A 21,139-nucleotide genomic window follows, 5' to 3' on the forward strand; every position below is an offset into this window, starting at 1 on the left:
CGTTCAAGGATATCATCATGGCCTGGAATACCCCGAAAATCACCGAGATCCCGCTTGGCGCCGAGATCAACTCCTATGTTTGCGGCCAGAAGAAGTAAGCGCTTCTTCCCGTCCTGTAACGACAACAGCCGCACCCGGGTGCGGCTGTTGTCGTTTCTGACAGACCCCGGACCGTCCCCATGCTCGATATTCTCGTTCTTGGCAGCGCCGCAGGTGGAGGTTTCCCTCAGTGGAACTCCAACGCGCCCGGTTGTCGCGCAGCCCGGGAGGGCAGGATCCCCGCGCGCACCCAGACCTCCCTTGCGGTCAGCGGAGATGGGCAGCGCTGGTTCCTGCTCAATGCCGCGCCCGATCTGAGGGCCCAGATCCTTGCCAATCCGCCCCTGCACGCCCGCGACGCGCTGCGCTCGACACCCATCCAGGGCGTTCTGCTCACCAATGGAGAGATCGACTCCGTCACAGGCCTTCTGACCCTGCGCGAGCGGGAAGCCTTCACGCTATGGGCCACGCGCGCAACCCATGCCCAGCTCGATGCCAATCCGATCTTCGAGGCCGTCAACCGCGAGATCGTACCGCGTCTGACGCTCGAGACCGGGATCTCCTTCTCCCTGCCGAACAAGGACGGAACACCGTCCGGCCTGACCGTGACCGCCTTCGACGTGCCCGGCAAGGCGCCGCTTTATGCCGAGCATCTGCCGAGCCGGGAAGGCGAGACGATCGGCCTCGATATCGGCGACGGAACGCGACGTATGGTCTTTCTGCCCGCCTGCGCCGAGCTGACCCCGCCGATCCTCGAGCGCATAGGAAGCGCGGATGCCCTGTTCATGGAAGGGACGCTCTGGCGCGACGACGAGATGATCCGTGCCGGTCTCAGCCCCAAGACAGGCTTGCGCATGGGTCACATATCCCTCTCGGGTCCCGGCGGGAGTCTCGAAACCCTCACCGATGCCCCGCCCCATCGCGTCTTCATCCATATCAACAACTCGAACCCGATCCTTCTTCCGGGTTCTCCCGAGCGCAGCGCGGTCGAGGCGGCAGGCTGGTCTGTCGGCGAGGACGGCATGCGCCTGACACTAGGAGCGGTTTCATGACGGTTCTCTCTCCCGATGCCCTCGAGGCGAGATTGCGCGAGATCGGCGCCGAGCGATATCACAACCGTCATCCGTTCCATCGCGCCCTTCATGACGGCGCCCTGAACCGGATGCAGGTTCAGGCCTGGGCGCTCAACCGGTATTATTATCAGGCGTCCATACCGGTGAAGGATGCGACCCTCCTCGCGCGCCTGCCGACGGCGGAGCTGCGTCGCGAGTGGCGGCGACGCCTGGAGGATCACGATGGCGACGCCCCCGGTACGGGCGGTATCGCGCGCTGGCTGAAGCTGACGGATGGACTCGGTCTGTCACGACGCTATGTCGAGAGCCTCGAAGGCATGCTGCCCGCCACGGGTTTCGCTGTGGAAGCCTATGTCCATTTCGTGGGAGAGCGTTCGGTTCTGGCCGCGATCGCCTCTTCGCTGACAGAGCTGTTCTCGCCAACGATCATCAGCGAACGCGTCTCCGGAATGTTGCGTCATTACAATTTCATCTCGGAAGAGACGCTGGCCTATTTCGCACCGCGTCTGACCCAGGCACCGCGCGATTCCGACTTCGCCCTTGCCTATGTCAGGGCAAATGCCCGGACGCCCGAACAGCAGAAGGAGGTCATCGACGCGCTCCTGTTCAAGTGCAATGTCCTGTGGTCCATGCTGGACGCGCTCCAGCACGTCTATATGGAAGGCCACCCCGCCCCGGGGGCATTCCGGGGCGACGGGACGCCAGGGGCATTCAGCGCTTGAGCATCGCGGAAGACAGCATTCCCGGATTCACGCGCGGCCATCGCCTGCAGCAGGATCGCGTGCGCGATGTCTGGCTCATCCAGGCGCCGGAGAAGGCCTTCATCGCCGATCCGGTCGCAGCCGCCATTCTGCGTCTGGTGGACGGAAAGCGCTCGCTCGGCACGATCATCGATCTTCTGGCCGAGACCTATCAGGCCCCTCGGGACCGGATTGCCGCCGACGTGAAGACGCTTGTCGCCTCCCTTGCGGAACAGAAAATCCTGTCGCCATGAGGCCGGTATCATGACCCGCTTTCCCCCTCCGATGAGTCTGCTGGCCGAGCTGACCCATCGCTGCCCGCTCGCCTGCCCGTATTGTTCGAACCCGCTTTCGCTCGATCGCCGCCAGTCGGAGCTGGAAACGCAGGACTGGGTGCGCATCCTCGAGGAAGCTGCCGCCCTCGGTGTGCTCCAGGTGCATTTCTCCGGGGGGGAACCCATGGCGCGGGCCGATCTTCCCGCGCTGGTGCACCATGCCAGCAGCCTCAATCTCTACACCAATCTGATCACCTCGGGCGTGTTGATCACGCAAGCCACTCTCGCGGCTCTGGACGAGGCCGGTCTCGATCACATCCAGCTCTCCTTTCAGGACGTGACCGAGACAGGTGCGGAGCGGATCGGCGGCCTGCGCGGCGCCCAGGAGCGAAAGCTCGCGGCGGCGCGTCTGATCCGGGCCAGGGGCCTGCCGCTGACCCTGAATTTCGTCATCCACCGGGAAAATGCCGACCGGGTGGCCCAGATGCTGGATCTCGCCCATGAGCTCGGCGCCGGACGGGTGGAGATCGCCCATACGCAATATTATGGCTGGGGCCTGAAGAACCGCGATCTGCTCATGCCCTCGGCAGCGCAGCTCGACGCCGCGACCGACGCCGTCGTGAAGGCGCGGGCGCGTTTCGGGAACAGCCTGGCCATCGACTATGTCACCCCCGATTATCACGCGGACCAGCCGAAACCCTGCATGGGGGGATGGGGACAGCGTTTTCTCAACGTCACACCCTCGGGCAAGGTACTGCCCTGCCACGCCGCCGAAACCATTCCCGACGTGACGTTCCCGAATGTCATGGAGCATGCCCTCGGTGAGATCTGGCAGGACTCCGCTCTGTTCAATCTCTTTCGCGGCACGGCATGGATGCCGGAACCCTGTCAGTCCTGCGCGCTGAAGGAAATCGACTGGGGCGGCTGCCGCTGTCAGGCTCTGGCCCTGACCGGCGATGCGCGTGCCACCGATCCGGTCTGCGCACGTTCCGACCGTCACGAGGTCGTCGTCGCGGCCGCAGAAGCCGGGCATGACGGCGATTTCGCCTATCGACGCTTTACCGGAACGGGCCGGAACGAGACGGGGTAATACAGAGCCGGGACAGCAAGGAAACAGACACCATGAGAACCACGATCGTCTCCGCCAGGGATCTCGCCTCCCATCCCTCATGGCGTATCTTCGATTGCTCCCACGATCTGGCCGATCCCGAAGCGGGTCGCGCCGCCTATCTCTCGGGCCATATCCCCGGAGCGCTCCATGCGAGGATGGAAACCGCCCTGTCCGGCCCCCGCACGGGGGAAAACGGACGCAATCCCCTGCCGGATCCGCGGGTTTTCGCGCAATGGGTTGCTGAGACCGGGGTCGGTCCGGACGATCAGGTCGTCTGCTACGACCGTTCGGGCGGAATAGCGGCGGCCCGTCTCTGGTGGATGCTGCGCTGGATCGGTCATGACGCCGTTGCGGTGCTCGATGGCGGCCTCACGGCGTGGCAGGCCGCAACCCTGCCCCTCACCGCCGAAACTCCCTTATCGTCATCCGGGTCGTCATACGGATCGGCGCCCGCCCCTGCGTCCGGATCGCTGAGGCTCGACCTGCGTCCCGATGTCGCGGTCGATCGCCATTTCATCGCCGCCCGTCTGGGCAGCGACGAGATACGCATCGTCGATGCCCGCAATGCGGAGCGTTTCCGTGGCGTGAACGAGACCCTCGATCCGCGCGGCGGTCACATTCCGGGCGCGCTCAACCGTCCTTACGCACATAATCTCACGCCGGAAGGTCTCTTCAAGCCACCCGGTCTCCTGCGCGAGGAATGGCTCGGGATTCTCGGCCCCTGTCGCCCCGACGCCCTGATCGCGAGTTGCGGATCGGGCTTAAGCGCCTGTCATAACCTGCTTGCCCTCGAGATCGCCGGGCTGCACGGGGCGCGGCTCTATGCCGGTTCATGGAGCGAATGGAGCGCCCTGCCCGATCTGCCGGTCGAGGCCGGATGATCCCGGGCGGGGCAAGGCGATAAAAAATGGTCCATCGGGAAAAAATGCGCCCTCGGGCCATTTCTTCCGTTTCCCGATCCCGCGAGACAGGGCAGGATCGTCGGGACATGTCCCCGACTTCCCTATCTCCCGGCACGCCTTCCCCGGATGCGACGGACCCGCAGGAGCCTGCGCCCAAGGTCAATCTTTCAGCCACACGGCCCGCACGCTTCGTTCATGGCAGCATCATGCGTCATGTCGTGGTCATGGCAGGGACGGGTGCGATCGGACTCATGGCCGTTTTCGCGGTCGATCTGCTGAATTTCTGGTATATCTCCCATCTGCACGATCCGGCCCTGACCGCTGCGATGGGGTTCGCTGCGGCGCTCGGTTATGTCCAGGTCGCCGTCTCCATCGGCATGACCATCGGTCTGGGCGCCATTATCGGCCGGCTCGTCGGGGCGAGACGCACCATCAGGGCACGACGCTTCGCCTCGGCATTCATGGTCGTCATGGTCGCGGTCGCTGCCGTGCTCGGCTGCCTGACGGCCGTTCTGGCCACGCGTCTCCTGACATTGCTGGGTGCGTCAGGCGAGGCGCTCGCACAGGCCGCCGGCTTCCTGCATATCGTCTCGCCCGCTTTGCCGCTCGTCTGTTTCGGCATGGCACAATCGGCGCTGCTGCGCTCCGTGGGCGATGCACGACGCTCCATGCAGGTCACGCTCGTAGGGGCCGTGATATCCGCCATACTCGATCCGATCCTGATCTTCGGCCTGCATCTCGGACTTACGGGTGCGGCCATCAGCACGCTCGTGTCGCGCAGCGCGGTCGTGCTTTTCGGCTTTGTCAGCCTGCGCGGTCATCACATGCTCGAGCGGCCGCGACTCTGGGCGCTGGCACCGGCAACACGCCAGATCGGCGCGGTCGCTCTTCCTGCGATCGCCACCAATCTGGCCACGCCCGTCGGAGGGTTGTTCACCACCCATTTCATGGCGCGGTTCGGGCTGGAGGCAATCTCGGGCCAGGCCACGATCGACCGGATCGTTCCCGTGGCCTTCGCCTTCGTCTTCGCCCTGACCGGATCGGTCGGCCCCATCATGTCGCAGAATCTCGGAGCGGGCCGCAAGGATCGTGTGCGGGAGGCTCTTTACGCCTCGCTCAAACTGACCGGGCTGTGCGTTCTCGCGACATGGGTCTTTCTTGCTGCCTTCCATGTGCCCATTCTGCATCTCTTTGCCGCCAAGGGCGTGGCCATACGCATCGTTACCCTGTTCTGCTGCTGGCTGGTGGCGAGCTATTTCTTCGTCGGTCTTCTCTTCGTGTCGAACACGGCCTTCAACAATCTCGGTCATCCCCTCTATTCGACCGGATTCAACTGGGGCCGCGCCACGCTGGGCACGATCCCCTTCGTCTGGATCGGGTCCCATTACGGACCCATCGGCATTCTCGTCGGTCAGTCGCTCGGGGTCGTCATTTTCGGCACCTGCGCTGCGCTCACGGCTTTCCGGGTCATTCGCCGGATCTGAACCCGGCTCCGTAGCCCCGTTCCGTCACCCGGCCTCCGCGAGCGGCAGAAACAGCTCCGTAACCGCCTCATGCCCTGCAACGTCGGGATAGAGAGCGATACGCTGGCAATAGGGCGGAAAATCGCGCGTTTCCTCACCGCTGGCCGGAAGCCAGTCGCGATAGAGATAGAGCATCCCCGCTTTCTGAGCCTCCTCGTCACCGTGGACACGCAGCACGGCACAGCGTCCCGCAGGGATGAAACCATGCTCGATCTGCTCTCCCCGGGCCGGAATGGGCCCTGCGGTTCCCACGCAAAGATCCAGCCGGAATGCCTCGGGCGGTGTGACCTGCGGGTCGGTATGGAAGATGTTGAAAGTGGGCGTGCGCCAGGGGGGTAATCCGCTCGCCCTGCGCCAGGCGATGAAACGCTGAACGGTCGCGCCGATCCCGGACGGGTCGCCACGATGGACCATGATCGCGACGGGTGTCGCAGCGACTTCGCGAATAGTGACGTCAGCAGGCGTAAACCGGCATTCCATGAGATCCATCCTCGTTTTGTCGAAAAGCGCGGAAACCGCGCGCAGCGCGTCCCAGTCGGGAGTCCGTCTGAACGATGATGGCGACTGCCGGAAATGACGCCTGAAGGCGCGTGCGAAAGCATCGGGAGAACCGTAACCGGCTTCGAGCGCGATGTCTGTGATGCGCCCCTCCCTGTAAGCCAGCCGATACGCCGCCCGCTTCAGCCGGACGCTCAGGACATAACAATGGACGGACATCCCGAAAATTGCAGTGAACTGCCGGTGGAAATGGAATTTCGAAAAGGCCGCGACCGCACTTAATGCATCGAGATCGAGGCGGCTTTCCGGATTCCGGTCGATATGCTCCAGCACACGTCGCATCCGCGTCCGGTAGGCTTCCAGCGACACAATCATCATTCTCTTCCCCAAGACGAGACAAGACGGGTGTCGCATGGCTGGAACCGGGGCGCTCGACCGGGATTGCGATTCAGGTCCGCACATACGGATTTTCCGCCGGCGTCCCCTCCTGCCCCGGATCGGGCAAGCCTTTTCCGCCCTAGCCGGGCAGGGGACGTCCGCTGACGGGCTTTTGCGGTGCAGCAACACGCTGCGTCATCAGATCCTCGAGACGTTTCACATCGATCTTCTGCACAACGATGTTCCTGCGTTCCCCAAGGCCGGGTTCGTAACCCGGAGTCCAGGACAGGATATCGCCATAGGACCCGCTGAACTGCGTATTCACGTCGATGAAGAGATCGGTCTTGCGCGTGACGATTCCGGGATCGAGCCAGACGCCTGCCGCAATTTCGTCCCAGAGAGGAAAGCCGGTCGGTCGCGTGCGCAAGGCGCGCGCGACAGGCGTTGCCGAAGCCGAGAGACGCTTGAGAAGGGCCGGAGTGAGTTCTGTATCGGTCGAGGGGTCCACCGGTATCATGGTGATCCTGGCCCAGGGCGCGCGCAGCACGATACTGGCCGCCTCGGGATCGAACCGTATGTTGAACTCGCGCCGTGGCGCGTTCAGGAACTCGCGGGCAAACTGATGCGCCACCTCATCGGGGCGGGTCTGGCGCGGATTGAGGCTCCCGCCCATATAGACCAGCTCTTTCGCCAGACCGGCAAATTCGGGATCGAGACGTTGCGCCAGCGCCAGATTGGTAAGCGGTCCGGTAGCGATGATCGAAACCTGATGGGGATAGCTATGCACCATCTCGATCAGGAAATCGGCTGCACGACCGGGACGCGCCTCGAGGGTCGGATTGCCCTGGGGCAGATCGGGCACGACATCCGGCCCGTGATAGGGAGGCAGGGCCTGCCGGGTCGGCTCGACCCAGTGTTTCATCCAGACGCCTTTCCAGACCAGCTTGCCATAAAGCGCCTCCCAGCGTTCGGTCTGGGCCTCGGTATTCACCAGAGGATAGGTCGCACCGCCATAGACCGGCAGATCCGGTCGTCCGGCAATCTCCACCCCGCGCAGGGCATTGGCTGTCGCCTCCTTCTGCCACAGATCGCCCGTGACCGTCGTAACCCCCAGAACCTGAACGTCCGGCGCCTTGATCACCATCCATTGCGCAAGGGCGAAACCGTCATCGTCGAGAATGACCTTGCGCGTCCCGGCCCGGGCAGAGACGGAAGAAAGCACCAGGGCAATCGCCAGCAGAGGGATCGCCAGCCACCGGCCCGGACATGCAGGACGGATCGACCGGCAGGACCGTTCCTGCTCAGGGGATCGCCGGATACGGGGAGATCGGAGAGACATGAAGAGACGTTTCCTTGCGCTGGGACCGGAAGCCGGACATCAGTCCGGAAGAGGGCTATTCTGCCATGAAGATACGCCGATAAAAATCCAGTTCGCGCGCGAAACTGTCCTGAAGCGTTTCGCGCTGACGAAAGCCGTGGCTCTCTCCGGGATAGACATGCAGCTCCGTGCGACGACCGAGATCCTGCAGACGCTTGTGCATCGACCGGGCCTGATCGAGCGGGACCACCTTGTCCTCGTCGCCATGCAGGAAGAGAACAGGCGCCGTGATGGCGTCCACATGGGTGAGCGGCGAACGGTCGAGATAAAGCGTCTCCTGCTCGGGATAGGGGCCGATCAGACGGTCGAGATAGCGGGATTCGAATTTATGGGTGTCTTCCGCGAGAGCGCGAAGATCGGTCACGCCATAGAGCGAGCAACCGGCGGCGAAGACATCGGACCGGGCAAGGGCCATGAGAACGGTCAGGCCGCCCGCGCTGCTGCCGCGAATGACGCAGCGCGCCGGATCGACGCGGCCGCTCGCCACGACATGACGGACGCCTGCAATACAATCCTCCACATCCCTGACGCCCCACTGCCCCTCAAGCGCGGTGCGATATGCGCGACCGAACCCGGTCGATCCGCGATAATTCACGTCGAGCACGGCAAAGCCGCGGCTGGTCCACCACTGCACCTTGAAGGAAAAGGCCGTGCTCGCACGACCGGTCGGCCCGCCATGGGCCATGACCACCAGAGGCGGCTTTTCTCCGGGGGCGAGCGCATGGGTGCGGCTGCAGGGCGGATAGAACAGGGCATGAGCCTGCCCGCCATCCGATACGGGAAACGTCAGGGCCTCGGGCCGGGCACAGTCCTGCGCATCGATTCCGGGAGGAAACGCGAAGGCGCTGCGCAGCACGGTCTCCGGGTGGCCGCGAACGATGGCCGGCGGGCGATCCGGCGGCGTATCGATCCAGGCGTACTCCTCCCGCTCCGGCAGGAACACCGGAACCTGGGCCGGAGCGCCCAGAGAGAGATCGCGCCACGCTCCCGCCTCGAACAGACGCGTCCGTGACAATCCCTCACTCACGATCTGCGCCAGGATCCGTCCCCCGGGGAGGGGACGCAGGGAGGTCTGACCGAACACCCAGTGCGGAAAGCCGCTTTCCCCGCCCGGATCGGGAAGAAACCGGGGAATCGGGGACTCCGCAGGCCGGAAGCGACAGGGTCGCCAGATACCGGTCTCGTCCGAACTGACGAGAAGGGTCTCGTTATCCTCCCAGACCGGATCGACATAGGAAACCGCGCGATCCGCATTGCCGAGGAGCCTCCGTTTCTCCAGCTCGGGCTCACCGTCCTTCCAGACGAGAGCGGCAGCTCCGAGACGGGTCGCATCCCAGGGCATGTCCGGATGCGACCAGGCGATCCAGCAGAGATGGCCTCCGTCGGGCGAAAGCCGGGGCGCGGCATAGAAATCGTCACCCTGCACCAGAGCGCGTTCCGTCCTCTCATCGAGCCAGACGATCGCAGCGCGCGGCTCCCCCGGCATGCTGTGATCCTCGCAGACGGCAAAGACACCGCTCTCATCCGCAGAGAAGGAAAAATCCGCGTAACGGCATCCCTCCCGGACCGCGAGCGGAACGATACGACCGTCAGGCTCTCTCAGAAGCACCGCATTGCTGCGACGCTCGCTGAACACGACACGACCGGACGGGGAAATGCGATAGGCCCCTCCGCCATATTCGTGAACCCGCGTGCCTATGTCGTAGGCGGGGGGAAGCAGATCGAACGGCGCATCCTCCTTTTCCTGACAGACGAGCGCAGTGCGGCCTTTTTCGAGGGGGCGCCCCTCGAGCCAGGTGAGGCGATCTCCCTGCGCCTGGAGCTCGGACAGCGAGACGCTGCGCCCTGCCACCAGATCCGCCCCGACCCATGACGGCCAGAAACCGGGCCTCTCCGGCCCTTGAGAGCGGATACCGGAAGGCGAGCTGCCGCATGGGCTGCCGGCTGCGCCTCCATACGGGCTATCGGGCAAGCTGGATGATGGATTCGTCATGCGAATCAGGATAATCCCGCAGGATCGATCTGACGAGTTTTCCTGAGCTCCGCTTTCAGGCATCGTGTCGGACTCCGTTCTGTTCCGCCCGCCAAGGATACGAGCCCTGCTGGATTTTCTCGAACATCTCCTGAAGGAATATGGCTACGGCATCGTCGGTGTCGTCGTCATGCTGGAGAGTATGGGGCTTCCCCTGCCTGCCGAGAGTCTCATCATCGGCGCATCGCTCTATGCGGCCACGACCCATCATATCGAGATACGCTGGGTCGTCGTCGCTGCGGTGACCGGTGCGATCATGGGCGATAATCTGGGTTATCTGATCGGCCGGTCGATCGGATTTCGCGTCCTGCAGAAATATGGCGCCAGGATCGGTCTCTCCACCGAACGGCTTCTTCTGGGGCGCTATCTCTTCAAACGCCATGGCGGTCTCGTGGTCTTTCTGGGGCGCTTCGTCGCCGTTTTGCGCGTCTTCGTGGCTCTGCTCGCAGGGGCGAACCACATGCCGTGGAAATCCTTTCTCTGGCATAATGCCCTGGGCGGGGTGTTCTGGGCCGGTGGCTATTCCGTAGCGACCTATTTTCTGGGCAAGGAGATCTTCAGTCTCTCCGGTCCGCTTGCGATCGGTATCGGCACGATCGTGGTGATCCTGCTCGGCGTCGCTCTGTTCTTCCTCAAGAAGAACGAGAAACGTCTGACCGAAGAGGCGCTGAAAGAAGCCGAAGCCGAGGATCATGCCGGGAGTGCGCCCGGATGAACGCTCAGGGCACGGATATGAACGCCCCGCTTGCGGGACAGACGGCCATCGTGACGGGTGCGACGGGCGGGCTCGGGCTCGAAACCGCGCTCGGTCTGACGCGACAGGGCGCGCACGTCATCGTCGCCGGGCGCAATGCGGAAAAAGGCCGTCTGGCGCTCGAGCATATCCGCGCGATCCTGCCGGAGGCACGCCTGCGTTTCGAAGGGCTGGATCTGGCCTCTCTCGCTTCTGTCGCACGTTTCGTCGAGCGACTGGAGCATGCGCCCGTGCATATTCTCGTCAATAATGCGGGCGTCATGGCGCCAGGAAGCAGATTTGTGACGAAAGACGGCTACGAACTCCAGTTCGGCACCAATCATCTGGGTCATTTTGCCCTGACCGGTCGTCTTCTGCCGCAGCTCGTCGCCGGTGAGGCCCGTATCGTGACCGTGGCGTCTCTCGCAGCATGGAAAGGACGTATTCCTTTCGCGGATCTGAATGCGAGCGATCGCTACAGACGGTTCGAACGCTATCGCCAGAGCAAGCTCGCCAATCTTCTGTTCAGCCTCGAGCTCGATCGTCGGGCGAAAGCGGCGGGACTACCGCTTCATGCCCGGGCCGCCCATCCCGGCTGGTCCACGAGCGCCATCATCACGAACAGCGTCTCGCTCGACCGGTCCCGCTCCGCTCTGGGGCACGGCCTCGCCTGTCTTCAGGATCGGCTCGGCAATGCGGTATTCCGCCTTCTGGGTCAGAGCATTGCAGAAGGTGCCCGACCGATCCTCCATGCCGTGCTCTCTCCGTCTGCCAGGGATGGCGGCTATTATGGCCCCGATGGCCGGGGGGAACGCCGCGGTGAACCGACAGAGGCAAAAATCCCGCCCGTGGCGATGGGGCTTCCTTTGGCCGGGAAGCTCTGGCAGGCTTCCGAACGGATGACAGGTGTCCGCTACGACTGGGAGGCCCTTCGATGAGCATGACATTCTCTGTTTTCAAGGAAAGCCTGGAAGACGACATTCCCCCTCACGGTCTGTCTCCCGCCCTTCTCGCCCTGTGGTGGGGCGGGCGTTCAGACTGGCCGGCCGCTCATGAAATCGTCCAGAGCCACGAACGCGACAGGGAGTGCGACTGGGTGCATGGCTGGCTGCATCGGGTCGAAGGCGATCAGGAAAATGCCCGCTACTGGTACAGGCGGGCAGGCCATACGATGGCGCATGGCGCTGTCATGGAAGAATGGCAGACCATCGTCATCAGACTTCTGAGCGGCTCCGGCTACTGACCGGTCCTCAGTCGCCGAAGGGTCTGACGACGATCATGATCACGATCGCGACGAGGAGAAGGGTCGGTATCTCATTGGCAATGCGAAAGAAGCGTTCGTCGTGACGACGGGCGCCCCTGGCGAAATCCCGACGCCATGACGCGCATGCGCCGTGGAATCCGCAGAGCAGCGCCACCGATGACAGCTTGATCCACCACCATGGTGCCGACCAGGCGATCACGCCCGGAAGAGAGGCGAGCGTTCCACCCGAGAGAAGGGTCACGATCATGGCCGGGGTCATGATGGCGCGCAGGAGACGCCGCTCCATGATCTGGAATCGCGCATCCTCGGTCGAGCCGGGCACGACCTGCGTGTGATACACGAACAACCTGGGCAGATAGAAATTGCCGGCCATCCATGACGTGAAGGCCAGGATATGGACGACCTTGAGCCATCCCAGCCATGGAAGAAGAATGCTCATCGCGTCTGACTCTCCCGGATGCCTGCAAGAAGAGGACCGAGCGCATCGAGATGCCGGATGCGCCGGAGCCCGGGCCAGGATACCGGGGGCATCGTGTCGCTGTCACGCAGGAGGATACACGCCATTCCGGCATCGTGCGCCGCTCTGACCCCCGTATCCGAATCCTCGATCACGACGCAGCGCTCCGGCGATACGCCTTCCTCCCCTGCCGCGTGAAGGAACACGAACGGATCCGGCTTTGGCCGCATCATGTCCCGCGCAGAATGGATGCGGGAGCGATCGAGAAATGACATCAGCCCGGTGCGCGCGAACTTCGCTTCCATTTCGGGCCAGGAGGAATTCGATCCGACCCGGATTCCGAGCCCGAGGGCGGCGACACCGGCCAGAGCATCCCTGGCGCCCGGAATGGCGACCGCTTCACGCGCCATGAGGCTGACGAACCGGTCCTGCATGTCCTGAACGAAGCTGTCACCGAGCGCGCGGCCGCTCTCGGCCTCGAGCTCTGCCTTGACCGCACCGAGAGCCATGCCTGCGAAACGTGCTTCCGCCGCATCGTCGCTCAGGGCGATTCCCCGTTCGCGCGCGAATGACGCGATGAGACGGCAGGTCGGCCCCTCGCTGTCGATCAGCACACCGTCGCAATCGAAAATGACGAGCGCGAGCCGTCCCCGGGGAGAAAGAGCGTGAGATGCCGTGTCGTTCATCCGGGCTCTCTCATCCGGGATCGCGCACGGCATCGACGAGCTGACCCACATGATCCGGCGACGTATCCGGCATCACGCCATGACCGAGATTGAACACATGGGGTCTGCCCCGGAGCGGGTTCCTGATCCGGCGTACCTCGTCCGTGAGCGCCTGTCCGCCCGCACGCAGGATGACCGGGTCGAGATTGCCCTGCAGGGCAAGCGTATCGGGAACGCGTTTCGCCAGCGCCGCCATATCGACGCTCGTATCGCAGGCCAGGGCATCGACGCCCGTTGCTTCGGCATATTCGATGGCCATGAGACCGGCGAGACGCGGAAAGCCGATGATGCGCGTACCGGGCCGGGCTGCACGGATCCCGGCGACGATCTCCCGGGTCGGTGCGATGACATGCCGACGGAACTGCGACGGTGGGAGAATGCCGGACCAGCTGTCGAACAGCATGACGGCATCGGCTCCGGCATCGATCTGTCCGATGAGCATGTCGGTCGTGGTCCGGACCAGAAGGGCTATGAGATCGTCGAACAGGGCAGGATCCTGCAGTGCCATCGTCCGGGTCACGGCGAATTCGCGCGAACTCCCCCCCTCGACCATGTAGCAGGCCACCGTGAACGGGCTTCCCGCAAAACCGAGAAGGGTGGTGCTCGCCGGCAGGTCTGTGCTCAGCCGACGCAGGGTCTCCTGGATGGGTGCCACCACCGAGGCCACCCTGTCCGGCGAAAGGGCCGCGAGCGCCTGACGGTTGCGGATCGGCTCCATGACCGGCCCGCGTCCCTCGATGAAGCGCAGATCCTGCCCCATGGCCCAGGGCAGGACCAGAATGTCGGAGAAGAGGATTGCCGCGTCCATGCCATAGCGGCGGATCGGCTGCATGGTCAGTTCGGTTGCGATGTCCGGTGTGGTACACCGCGTCAGGAAATCGGCCCTGGCCCGTTCCGCCCGGAATTCGGGAAGATAGCGCCCGGCCTGACGCATGAGCCAGACTGGCGGAGGCCAGACGGCCTCACCTGCCAGAACGCGCATCAGGGGTTTGGCCTGGGCCATACGGGGAGAAATTTCGCTATCCATACCGACCAATAACCATGAAAGAAAAAAGAAAGATATCCTGTCGGATAGGTTGATCCCTGTGGATGACGGGGTACCCATCTTTCCGAAAACGTACCCCGACTTACCAACACTGTGTACAAAGGATAAAGCCTTGCGTTTGAGGCACTTGCGTGAGTTATCCCGAAATACCCACAGAAGGCCTGTGTACAACCCACTGTTTTCCCGGGCGAAAGTACAATCCACGGTACTCGGTACCCCCGTCCCGATCCGGTCGTACAATCCCCATGTACCCCAGTACTGACGGTACTCTTCCCCCTTGTCCGAAAAGGAACCCGATCATGGAGTCGCATCAGACAGATCCTGCTCATGCGCGGCTTGTACTCGCCAGTGGATCCGCCGCGCGCCGGTCGCTTCTCGAGGATGCCGGGCTGACGATCGCAAGCTGCCCGGTGGATATCGACGAGGCCTCTTTTCGCGAGATGGCCCGTCGGAAAGGGACGGAGGAAGAGGCACTCGCTCTGGCGCTCGCTCATGCCAAAGCCCTAGGGTTTTTCAGGAATCACGCATTTACGAGCGCCGATTTCGTGATTGCGGCCGACCAGATCCTGTCCTGTGACGGTACCGGTTTCGACAAGCCCGGATCACGGGCAGAAGCGCGGGACCAGCTCGCCCGTCTGAGGGGGCGTACGCATCGTCTTCACACGGCGCTCGTGCTGTACAGGGACGGAAAATGCCTCTGGGAGCATGTCGAGACACCCTGTCTGACCATGCGCCGGTTTTCCGACGCCTTTCTGGACGCCTATCTCGCGCGGGAAGGAGACAGCGTGCTCTCCTGCGTCGGTGCCTATCGTCTCGAAGGAATGGGCGTACAGCTTTTCGAGCGCATTGCCGGGGCGCATGATGCGGTTCTCGGTCTTCCGCGACTGCCGCTGCTCTCTGTCCTGCGCGAATATGGCGTGGTGGAAAAATAGTGTTTTTTTGGGCTTGTCAGGCTGTTGGCCCCTCGCTATACCCGCGCCACCGGCCTGACCCAAGAGGCCGGTCTGATCTGGCGGGGCCATAGCTCAGTTGGGAGAGCGCCTGAATGGCATTCAGGAGGTCGTCGGTTCGATTCCGATTGGCTCCACCAAATCCTCCGGCTTTCATCACAGGAAAACGGCGATACGCAAAGTATCGATTTTTTCTGTCTGTATAGTTGATATATAAACCACTCTTGTTCATAGTCCGGAACCGTTTCCCAGATCCGGCGCAAGGTCATGCACACGTTGAGAAGACTTTCCTCCTCTTTTCCCTCGCGAGAGGCGATCGCGCTTCTGACGATGGCGCCCGTTCTGGGCGGCTGCTCGCGCGCGCCGCTTCAGGATATCCTGGGCTCCTTCTTTCCGTCCTGGATGCTCTGCGCCTTTATCGGAACGATCGCGGCCGCCCTTCTGCGCGCGCTGCTCGGTGCGGCCGATATCCAGCAATCGGTTCCGCTTCCGATGCTGACCTATATCGCCTTCGCGACAGGTGTGACCTTTATCGTCTGGCTTTTCGTTTTCGGTCACTAGCCGGGCGAATGACGTTCTGCCGAAACCCCATTCAATGAGCCTCCCGGTTTCGGCCGGAGGCAGCCGGTCCGGCGCTTTGCGGTCCGGCAACGCTCAGGGAACAACCGGGCATGCATGCGCTTTTCTCGCGGATCGGTGGCATCTCGATCCTGATCCTGTCTCTCGCGGCCTGTGCGATCGGCGGGTTTCTGGTGCTGGAGCGGCTCCATAGCCGACCGCGTACCGAAGATGCCTATCTCGCCGCCAACATCGTTCACATGGCGCCCGAGATAAGCGGCCGGATCGTGTCCCTGCCCATTCATGACAATGAACGCGTCGTCCGCGGTCAGATCCTGTTCGTGATCGATCCCGAACCCTACACCTACCGCGTGCAGAAGGCGCGCGCCCAGGTCCAGACGATCCAGGCGCAGATCGATATCCAGACACGTCAGGTGGAATCCCAGGTCTCTCACGCCGGGGCGGAAGCAAGCTCGGTCACGGGGGCGCGCGCGCGTCTTGCGCTCGCACGCGCAACGCAGGCGCGGCTCGCACCGCTTGAAAAACAGGGTTTCGTCACGCGGGAGGCGCTCGATCAGGCCAGAACGGAGACAAGCACAGCAGAGGCCAATCTGGCGTCCGCACAGCACGCAGCACAGGCAGCGCGCCAGGCCGTGCGCAGCGTTGCGCCGCTCCGTGCCGATCTGGCTTCCGCCCAGGCGGTTCTGCGAGAGGCGGAACGTGATCTGCGCCTGACCACCGTGCGGGCGCCCTGTGACGGCATCGTCACGGATATGACGATCGCCGCGGGCGAATATGCGACGACCGGCAAGCCGCTCTTTACCCTCGTGGATGACGAGGCCTGGTGGGCCATCGCCAATTTCCGCGAAACGCAGCTCCCGGGGCTTTCCATAGGCCAGAAGGTGAAGGTCTTTGCCATGGCCCGGCCCGACCGGCCGATCACCGGCACGCTCGAGAGCATCAATGCCGGCGTCCTGCCCGACGAGGGCGTAAGCGCGAACGGCCTGCCCAAGGTGCCGCGAAGCCTCAACTGGGTGCGGATCGCACAGCGTTTCCCGGTCAGGATCAGGCTGGACGACCCGCCGACGGATCTGATGCGTATCGGGGCGACGGTCGTTGTGGTCGTGATGCGATGAGAGCGGCGCGGCAGGTGCTCGAATCGCCCCTGCGGCGCGGGTACGAGATGTCTTCGGTTCCGGCCTTCCTGATGAAGGAAATGGCATCGGTTCCGGGGCGTGCGCGAAACACGGCCCTGCTGATCGCCCAGGTGGTCGTGACGATCCTGATCGGCGAGACCTTCCGGATTCCCGATCTTCCCGTACTCGTGTTCATCTGCTTTTTTCTTTCGGGAAACGATGCCGCATCCAATACCAGCACGGCGCTGATGGCCGGGCTGGTGATCGTTGCGGGCACGGCGCTGACCATCGTGCTCCTCATGGTCAGTCTGTCCGAACCCGGACTGCGTCTCCCGCTCATGCTGTTGCTGACCCTTGCGGCGGGTTTTTTCTCCCAGGCCATGACGATGGGCGCGCTGGCCAATATCCTCCTGTTCTGGATCGTCTATATGGCGATGAATGCCGATCTTCTGGAATCGGTCGGCTACGCACTCAATGGATATGTCGGCAACACCACCGGGAGCGTCATTCCCGATGCGGCCTATCTGCCGCCCGAGGAATCGTTGCTGCATCTGCTCTTGTGGATCGGCGCGGTTTTCATGATCTCGCTTGCGATCATCGCCATCGCCAACAAACTGGCGGGGCACGACCCCCTGACCATGCTGCGCGGCGGTATCGTCGCACGGCTCGAGGCGGTTTCGCGCTTCTGCACCACCGGGGGAGAGGCGCGAGACGCGGCCACCGCCGATCTGGCGGGGCTGGCCGAACAGGGCGTTGCCGGGCTGAGAAGCCTGTTCGATCTGAGCAGCAAGCTTCATCCCGATCTGCCGCGTCATCATCTCGGTCTTGCCATGATCCGCACGCTTGCCCGTCTGGTGATGATCATGATGGCATGGAGCCGCCTGCGTAAGCCCGGAGATGAGGCGTTTCTCCATCGTATAGGAGACGCCGTGCGCGTATTGCTGGATCTGTGCCAGCCCGGAACAAATGCCGGAAAGGGCGCCGGATTCGACGAGACCGGGCTGCACGACTCCGCCGGACAGTTCCGGGACGATCCCGTTCTCTTTCCCCTCGCGCTCGAACTGGTGCGCTGCCTGACCGTCATCCAGGCCCTGCTGGTCAAGCCGGATCGGGCGGGCGACGCTCTCGCACCGGAAATCCGGGCCGCGACGAAAAACATCTTCAAGCCGGATGCCTTCACCAATCCGGCCTATCCGCGTGCGGCGATCCGTATCGCCCTGTCCGTCGTGATCTGTTACGCGATCACGCGTTTCACGGCGTGGCCGGGGATCCAGACCTGTGTCGTGACCTGTTTTCTCGTCTCGCTCGGCACGATCGGCGACAGCGTCCACAAGATGCTTCTCAGGATCAGCGGCGCGCTCATCGGCGCCTTTTTCGGGATCGGAACGATCCTCGTCATCATGCCCCATCTGGTCAATGTCATGGATCTGCTGCTGGCGGTTCTGCCCGTCGCGGCTCTGGCGGGATGGGTCAAGAGCGGCAGCGAGCGGATTTCCTATGCCGGCGTGCAGATCTCCATGGCCTATTTCATGACGATCCTTCAGGGATACGGGCCGACGCTCGACATGGAGACGGCGCGCAATCGCGTGGTCGGCATTCTGATCGGCAATGTCATCGTCTATCTGATGTCTGCCCTGCTCTGGCCGGTCAGCACCACGAATATCGCCCGACGTCATCTGACTGCTGCGGTGCGTCAGTTCGCGACGCTCCTCGCCTTGCGTCGCGCGAGACCGGACGCGCTCGTCGATATCGCACAGGAAACGGAGCGCGAGAAATTCGGTCGGGCGATCGCCACCACGCGCACGGCACTCCAGAACGCGCCTTTCGAGGAGGAGCGCCTGCGGAATGCGTCGGATGCGCCAGACGTCACCCCCCGCCTCGTTACGGAGATCCAGATGATCGCCATTCCTGTCGCCGTTCTTTCCGATCTCGGCCGGGATCCCACGCCCGGGGCCAAAGCGCATATCGAGGCAATGCAGACCTGGTTTTCCGGCTTTGCCGACTGGCTCGACGGGGCGCGCGATGCACGCGATCTCATGGGCGCCCTGCCTGCTGCGCCCGCTCTTCCCGACGATCCCGAGCGCGAAGCCTGGTTCGGCCTTCTGGAGTCCCGTCTGAAACGTATTCTCGACGCGTGCGCGCCTGAGGCGGAAGCGGTCGCAGAGGGAGCCGCATCGTCATGACCACCGGATACGAAGGCCCGAACACCATGCCCCGAAAAACAGATCGTCCGGCCCGTCATGGCCGGTCGCATCCTGTCTCCGTCCGGCGCGTCATGGGACCGGGCGCGATGAGGCGGATCGCACTGCTTCCGGTGGCGGGGCTTATGGCCGGATGCAACGATACGCGCGACCTTGCGCCCGGATCGTCAGATCATGCCTGGCGACCGGTGAACCGCGCCGGGCTGAGTCTGCCGCCCGATATCCGCAACCCGGCCCGGTCCGACATTGCGGGACCGATCGTTCCCGGGAGCATCCGGGAGGGAAAGATCCTGCCGGAGGAAACCCGTCAGCCGGTAGGGCTGGCCGAGCTGATCGATTTTGCGCAGCGTAACAACCCGGAAACGCGGATCGCATGGCAACGTGCCCGTCAGGCCGCGATCGGGGTCGGTATCGCCCGTGCGGCCCTGTTGCCGCAGCTCACCCTTTCGGTGATGGGCGGATTCCAGCGCATGGCGCTTCCCTTGCCGAATTATCTCTCGAGCCGTGGCTATCTGACTTCGAACGGTGCTGCGGTCTTCCCGAAACTGGAGCTGGAGTATCTTCTCTTCGATTTCGGGCGTACGAAGGCGCATATAGATGAGGCGCAGTTCCAGACCCTGGCCGCGAATTTCGGATTCACGGCGGTCCATCAGCAGCTGATCCTGGACGTGATCAGTGCGTATCGTGCCTATCAGGCCGCGCAGGCCATCGCCTCGGCCGCGCAGAAAGCCGTCGAGAACATGGCGCTTCTCCTGCGTGCGGCCGAAGCCCGTCGCGCTCATGGCGAAGCGACCGTGACCGATGTCGCGACAGCGCAGCGTAATCTGGCACAGGCCCGCTTCGATCTCGACAAGGCGAAGGATGGAGAGCATGCGGCGCGTCATGCCCTGCTCGAGGTCGCCGGATTGCCGGCGACCCTGTCCCTGCGCATTGCACCCATGAATGCGGCCCGGCTGCCCCGTGCCGGAAAAGACGAAATCCGTCAGCTCGTGGATCGGGCCCTGGCGTCGCGCCCCGATCTCATGGCGGATATCGCCCGGCTCCGGGCTCAGGATGCCGCCGTTGCCGGGTCCAGGGCGGCTCTGAGGCCGAAGATCTCGTTCGCCGGAACGGCGCAGGGATATCTCGGGGCGCTCAAATCCTATGGCACGGGACGGTCCGCCCCGGCTTCGGCGATTGCCCAGCCCGAAGCCGGCGTGTTCATGCAGATGAGCTGGCCGATCTATCAGGGCGGCTTGCGATCCAACGCCATTCATATGGCCGAATCCAGACGGGACGCAGCCCGGGCGACGCTTCTCAAGGACAGGTTGCAGGTGGAGAGACAGGTGGCCGACAGCCAGGATGCGCTCGAAACCGCGCTCGTTCAGGTGAAATCGGCCCGCGTACTGAACGAGGCGGCCATCATTGCGAATGAGGGGGCGGCTCAGGCCTATCGTCATGGCGTGGGCACGATTACCGATGCTTCCAGCGCGGCGGCAGCGCTTTTCGAGGCTCAGGCCTCCCTTGCGGTCAGCATCTCCCAGGCATTCACCCGGGCTGCCTCCCTCGCACATGCGACGGGGCAGCTCGATCTGGGTGCGAACACGACACAGGAAGGAGGGGAAAACCTGCCGTGACAGAGGAACCGACAGAACGCGCAACGATCGGACGCATGATCAACCTGATCGCGCGGCGATGGAGACAGAGGCTGGATGAACGGTTGCAGCCCTTCGACCTGACGGATGCGCTCTGGCTGCCGATGCTCGAGATCAAGCGTCAGGGGGGCGCGCTTCATCCCAAGGAGATCGCCGATGCGCTCCGGCTTGACAAATCGACGATGGTGCGCACCCTCCGCACTCTGGAGGACAGGGGCTTCGTCATCAAGACGCCGGACGAAGCCGATCGCAGAGCCTATTACGTCACCCTGACCGAAGAGGGCATATCGCGACTGGATGACGTCCTGCGTCTGTCGCGTATCATCGAAGACCGCGTTCTGCGCGATATCCCGGATATCGAGCTCGGCACCCTGCGCCGCCTCCTCGGGACCATTCATGCAGTATTGGAGGAGGACGGCAGGTAAGACAGATCCGGGAGGGGGAAGCGATCCGGATGGTTCGTGCCAGATCGCTCCGCCTCGTGCTT

22 protein-coding genes and 1 tRNA gene are annotated in these 21,139 nt (G+C 63.5%); 17 read left to right on the top strand and 6 right to left on the bottom strand.

From position 1 onward, the window contains the following. Positions 1-17 precede the first annotated feature (17 nt). From pqqA to SSA02_RS09475, 7 genes are all read left to right on the top strand, one after another. Positions 18-98: a pyrroloquinoline quinone precursor peptide PqqA gene (pqqA, locus tag SSA02_RS09445; RefSeq protein WP_147093943.1), complete on the top strand. Its 81-nt coding sequence runs from the start codon at positions 18-20 to the stop codon at positions 96-98. Between the two features lie 81 nt (positions 99-179). Next, positions 180-1,091: a pyrroloquinoline quinone biosynthesis protein PqqB gene (gene pqqB, locus SSA02_RS09450; RefSeq protein WP_147093817.1), complete on the top strand. Its 912-nt coding sequence runs from the start codon at positions 180-182 to the stop codon at positions 1,089-1,091. After that, the gene (gene pqqC / locus SSA02_RS09455) at positions 1,088-1,834 is read left to right on the top strand and encodes a pyrroloquinoline-quinone synthase PqqC (protein ID WP_147093818.1); all 747 of its coding nucleotides are present in this window, start codon (positions 1,088-1,090) and stop codon (positions 1,832-1,834) included. The genes pqqB and pqqC overlap by 4 nt, the downstream gene beginning before the upstream one ends. Next, positions 1,831-2,106 (top strand): pyrroloquinoline quinone biosynthesis peptide chaperone PqqD, encoded by a 276-nt coding sequence (gene pqqD, locus SSA02_RS09460; protein WP_147093819.1) that lies wholly within the window; start codon positions 1,831-1,833, stop codon positions 2,104-2,106. The genes pqqC and pqqD overlap by 4 nt, the downstream gene beginning before the upstream one ends. Before the next feature lie 10 nt (positions 2,107-2,116). Then, a complete protein-coding gene (gene pqqE, locus SSA02_RS09465; protein WP_147093820.1) occupies positions 2,117-3,217 on the top strand; it encodes a pyrroloquinoline quinone biosynthesis protein PqqE in 1,101 nt (366 codons plus the stop codon). A 32-nt stretch (positions 3,218-3,249) separates the two neighbouring features. After that, complete coding sequence (locus SSA02_RS09470) at positions 3,250-4,119, top strand: sulfurtransferase (protein ID WP_147093821.1); 870 nt, start codon at positions 3,250-3,252, stop codon at positions 4,117-4,119. Positions 4,120-4,346: 227 nt separating this feature from the next. Continuing rightward, the gene (locus tag SSA02_RS09475; protein ID WP_147093944.1) at positions 4,347-5,624 is read left to right on the top strand and encodes an MATE family efflux transporter; all 1,278 of its coding nucleotides are present in this window, start codon (positions 4,347-4,349) and stop codon (positions 5,622-5,624) included. A gap of 24 nt (positions 5,625-5,648) precedes the next feature. On the opposite strand, the gene SSA02_RS09480 is transcribed toward SSA02_RS09475, so the two are convergent. From SSA02_RS09480 to SSA02_RS09490, 3 genes are all read right to left on the bottom strand, one after another. Continuing rightward, the gene (locus SSA02_RS09480) at positions 5,649-6,539 is read right to left on the bottom strand and encodes an AraC family transcriptional regulator (RefSeq protein WP_246103810.1); all 891 of its coding nucleotides are present in this window, start codon (positions 6,537-6,539) and stop codon (positions 5,649-5,651) included. A 139-nt stretch (positions 6,540-6,678) separates the two neighbouring features. Further along, the gene (locus SSA02_RS09485) at positions 6,679-7,878 is read right to left on the bottom strand and encodes a nucleoside hydrolase (protein WP_147093822.1); all 1,200 of its coding nucleotides are present in this window, start codon (positions 7,876-7,878) and stop codon (positions 6,679-6,681) included. 55 nt (positions 7,879-7,933) lie between these two features. After that, the gene (locus SSA02_RS09490; protein ID WP_147093823.1) at positions 7,934-9,910 is read right to left on the bottom strand and encodes an alpha/beta hydrolase family protein; all 1,977 of its coding nucleotides are present in this window, start codon (positions 9,908-9,910) and stop codon (positions 7,934-7,936) included. A gap of 169 nt (positions 9,911-10,079) precedes the next feature. Here SSA02_RS09490 and SSA02_RS09495 point away from each other — a divergent pair, with 169 nt between their 5' ends. Genes SSA02_RS09495 through SSA02_RS09505 form a run of 3 tightly spaced genes read left to right on the top strand, consistent with a single transcriptional unit; the run spans position 10,080 to position 11,925 of the window. Continuing rightward, positions 10,080-10,664 carry a DedA family protein gene (locus SSA02_RS09495; RefSeq protein ID WP_147093946.1) on the top strand — a complete coding sequence of 195 codons (585 nt, stop codon included), beginning with the start codon at positions 10,080-10,082 and terminating at the stop codon, positions 10,662-10,664. After that, positions 10,661-11,620, top strand: coding sequence for an SDR family oxidoreductase (locus tag SSA02_RS09500; RefSeq protein WP_147093824.1), 960 nt, complete (start codon positions 10,661-10,663; stop codon positions 11,618-11,620). Before SSA02_RS09495 ends, SSA02_RS09500 begins: the two co-directional genes overlap by 4 nt. A gap of 2 nt (positions 11,621-11,622) precedes the next feature. Further along, a complete protein-coding gene (locus tag SSA02_RS09505) occupies positions 11,623-11,925 on the top strand; it encodes a hypothetical protein (RefSeq protein WP_147093825.1) in 303 nt (100 codons plus the stop codon). Positions 11,926-11,932: 7 nt separating this feature from the next. On the opposite strand, the gene hemJ is transcribed toward SSA02_RS09505, so the two are convergent. From hemJ to hemE, 3 genes are read right to left on the bottom strand one after another with little or no spacing between them, the layout of a single operon-like run. Further along, on the bottom strand, positions 11,933-12,385 hold the full coding sequence (gene hemJ / locus SSA02_RS09510; protein ID WP_147093826.1) for a protoporphyrinogen oxidase HemJ: 453 nt from the start codon (positions 12,383-12,385) through the stop codon (positions 11,933-11,935). After that, a complete protein-coding gene (locus SSA02_RS09515; protein ID WP_147093827.1) occupies positions 12,382-13,089 on the bottom strand; it encodes an HAD family hydrolase in 708 nt (235 codons plus the stop codon). Before SSA02_RS09515 ends, hemJ begins: the two co-directional genes overlap by 4 nt. A 10-nt stretch (positions 13,090-13,099) precedes the next feature. Further along, a complete protein-coding gene (hemE, locus tag SSA02_RS09520) occupies positions 13,100-14,155 on the bottom strand; it encodes a uroporphyrinogen decarboxylase (protein ID WP_147093828.1) in 1,056 nt (351 codons plus the stop codon). 317 nt (positions 14,156-14,472) lie between these two features. On the opposite strand from hemE, the gene SSA02_RS09525 reads away from it, so the two are divergent. The 7 genes from SSA02_RS09525 (at position 14,473) to SSA02_RS09555 (ending at position 21,077) form a co-directional block, all read left to right on the top strand. After that, positions 14,473-15,105, top strand: a complete 633-nt coding sequence (locus SSA02_RS09525) for a Maf family protein (protein ID WP_147093829.1) — start codon at positions 14,473-14,475, stop codon at positions 15,103-15,105. A gap of 82 nt (positions 15,106-15,187) precedes the next feature. Further along, positions 15,188-15,263, top strand: a tRNA-Ala gene (locus tag SSA02_RS09530). 136 nt (positions 15,264-15,399) lie between these two features. Beyond that, on the top strand, positions 15,400-15,684 hold the full coding sequence (locus SSA02_RS09535; RefSeq protein WP_186807752.1) for a YtcA family lipoprotein: 285 nt from the start codon (positions 15,400-15,402) through the stop codon (positions 15,682-15,684). Positions 15,685-15,794: 110 nt separating this feature from the next. Continuing rightward, entirely contained in the window at positions 15,795-16,817 is a 1,023-nt protein-coding gene (locus SSA02_RS09540) for an HlyD family efflux transporter periplasmic adaptor subunit (protein WP_147093831.1), read from the top strand. Further along, positions 16,814-19,000 (top strand): FUSC family protein, encoded by a 2,187-nt coding sequence (locus SSA02_RS09545; RefSeq protein WP_147093832.1) that lies wholly within the window; start codon positions 16,814-16,816, stop codon positions 18,998-19,000. The genes SSA02_RS09540 and SSA02_RS09545 overlap by 4 nt, the downstream gene beginning before the upstream one ends. Continuing rightward, positions 18,997-20,634, top strand: coding sequence for a TolC family protein (locus tag SSA02_RS09550; RefSeq protein WP_147093833.1), 1,638 nt, complete (start codon positions 18,997-18,999; stop codon positions 20,632-20,634). Before SSA02_RS09545 ends, SSA02_RS09550 begins: the two co-directional genes overlap by 4 nt. After that, positions 20,631-21,077 carry a MarR family winged helix-turn-helix transcriptional regulator gene (locus tag SSA02_RS09555; protein WP_147093834.1) on the top strand — a complete coding sequence of 149 codons (447 nt, stop codon included), beginning with the start codon at positions 20,631-20,633 and terminating at the stop codon, positions 21,075-21,077. Before SSA02_RS09550 ends, SSA02_RS09555 begins: the two co-directional genes overlap by 4 nt. Positions 21,078-21,139 lie beyond the last annotated feature (62 nt).

Origin of the sequence: Swaminathania salitolerans, assembly GCF_007988945.1 — a bacterium.
Classification (GTDB): Bacteria; Pseudomonadota; Alphaproteobacteria; order Acetobacterales; family Acetobacteraceae; genus Swaminathania; species Swaminathania salitolerans.